The sequence below is a fragment of the Paenibacillus sp. 11B genome, assembly GCF_030487755.1.
In the GTDB taxonomy this organism is placed as follows: Bacteria; Bacillota; Bacilli; order Paenibacillales; family Paenibacillaceae; genus Paenibacillus; species Paenibacillus vandeheii.
In genome coordinates this window covers 1-1,896 of the sequence record NZ_JAUKNS010000016.1, presented here as the reverse complement: position 1 = coordinate 1,896, position 1,896 = coordinate 1, and the positions used below count along the sequence as shown (strand labels likewise).

The following is a 1,896-nucleotide window of genomic DNA, read 5'->3' as shown; positions in this document are numbered from 1 at the left end:
GGGATCTTGCATCACTTTGCCGCTCTTCTCCACATGTCCCGCTTCCGTTGGTTCCTGACGAACTGACTGCATCACCATGGCTTCGTCTTCTTCTGCACTTGGGAAATACAGTTTCACCTTCGCTCCGGGTTCGGGCATAACAAAAAAACAGGTTAATCATGGTGATATCAGACCATAATCAACCTATTTGATTTAGCGGAGTAGCATTATTTGGGTTATAAACTCATAGCTTTTAATGTGCAAACAAAATGATGTAATCTCTATACCAGCAAATTATATGGGGGATATGTGTTATTTGTTGAATAATGGTTTCATTCAACACTGGGTCGTAGTTCCACTTCACCAACCGCCGTATTCATACCAGGGAGCGAAAACGACCACAACACGGACGTTTTCTAGTATTGCGGATTCGTTGGTTCTATAGTCCCATTATTTACATTATATAACTAATTCACTAGTTAGAATCATTATTCTTCAATACTGTATTTATCTTTTATTCTTAATAAATATTCGTCTATTGAATCTTTCTGATCTGCGTTCTTTTCAATATAGAAATTACATGCTACCTGCAAGTAATCATATAGTTCTTTATAACTAACAATATCATAATTATCATCTACACCATAATAAAACAAAACACTATTCTCGCCAAAGTAACCTTCATCCCCAACATCGAATTCATCTGAATATATAACTCCCATATAATCTCGTCTCTCAACATATTCGTTTAAAAAACCATCTAATACCTTAACAAGGTCATGCTCTAATACAAAATCGCCAAGAACATCAATAACTGAGCCCTTTTCAAGTCCCTTTTCTTCGTACTTGAGAATAAACTTATTCTTATCATCGTAAACAGCGGTCATAGTGGTACCTCCTTAGTTTTCTCCAAACTTCAATACCGGATAAAAGTTTTCAATTTCTCCAGTATCAATATTTTTTATCCCTTCAAACTTCAACCCATTACTTGAAACTCCTCGGATTATTTGCTTATTATTTTGGCTTTTTAATTGACTTAATCTTTGCGATATTATTCCTTCCTCCATTGCCTCTTTTCCTAAGCGAATAATATCTTCATTAGAAATTACATTAGTATCATATATAGTTTTTTTAAGCGGTGGTTTATCTTCCTTGGGTATATACTTAAATTCACCAGTACCTTTTCCTTTATAATCTTTTATTTCAACCTTCATTCTATATTCTAAATCATAAATACCAGGAATATCGGGATGTTCTAATTTATTCACTTCTACTAATGAGTACTTCCCATTTTCGTCAAAAAACTTCTTAAATTCATCGTAATTATGACCGCCACTAACTCCCTTCCAATCTGTTACTTTTTCTACCTTTCCAGTTAAATGTTCAGCATAATATCCTTCTTTGTATTTAACATCACCCGTCCCCTCAGTATTCCCATCCCTGGCCTTAGTTCCATCTTTCGATGATGGAGCTTCTTTAGGTTTAGGAGCTTCCTTCGGCTTAGTTGGTGTAACGTTTGAAGACGTAGACGACTCTTTAGAAACGGTTCCTTTCGATGGAGCACTACTCTCTCTCGAATCCACATGAGATGTGCTCGGCGATCCCTTCGAACTTCCAGAATCATTGCCTTTCCCACGATTCCCACCTGGTTCCGAGAACATGTGACTGTCATTCTTCACAATCACCGGCACGGTCTGGCCGTTGCTCAGCCTCACGCGCTGAACTCGCCATGGAACACTGGCTGCTGCGCCTGTGGTCATTTTACCCATAGCCTGGCTGATTCGTTCGCCCAGCTCTGCGAGAGAGGAGGGCATTAATGCCGCATTGGTCTTGAGCTTGCCATCCTTCATGCCACCGCCTGAGGTTCCATCTGGCCCATCTCCATGACCATGCGGAACGCCGCCCTTGGCTCCATCT

The 1,896-nt window shown here is 39.4% G+C and carries 2 protein-coding genes; both read right to left on the bottom strand.

Annotation, left to right across the window (positions count from 1 at the left end; genetic code table 11):
- Nucleotides 1-467: 467 nt before the first annotated feature.
- The gene (cdiI, locus tag Q0V21_RS32640) at nucleotides 468-866 is read right to left on the bottom strand and encodes a ribonuclease toxin immunity protein CdiI (RefSeq protein ID WP_079347747.1); all 399 of its coding nucleotides are present in this window, start codon (nucleotides 864-866) and stop codon (nucleotides 468-470) included.
- Nucleotides 867-878: 12 nt separating this feature from the next.
- The coding region (locus tag Q0V21_RS32635) for a CdiA family toxin C-terminal domain-containing protein (protein ID WP_301882606.1) at nucleotides 879-1,896 on the bottom strand (1,018 nt) is incomplete at its 5' end.

Bases quoted from the DNA above. Each gene is read 5' to 3' on its own strand.
- cdiI (WP_079347747.1), bottom strand. From the start codon at position 866: ATGACCGCTGTTTACGATGATAAGAATAAGTTTATTCTCAAGTACGAA.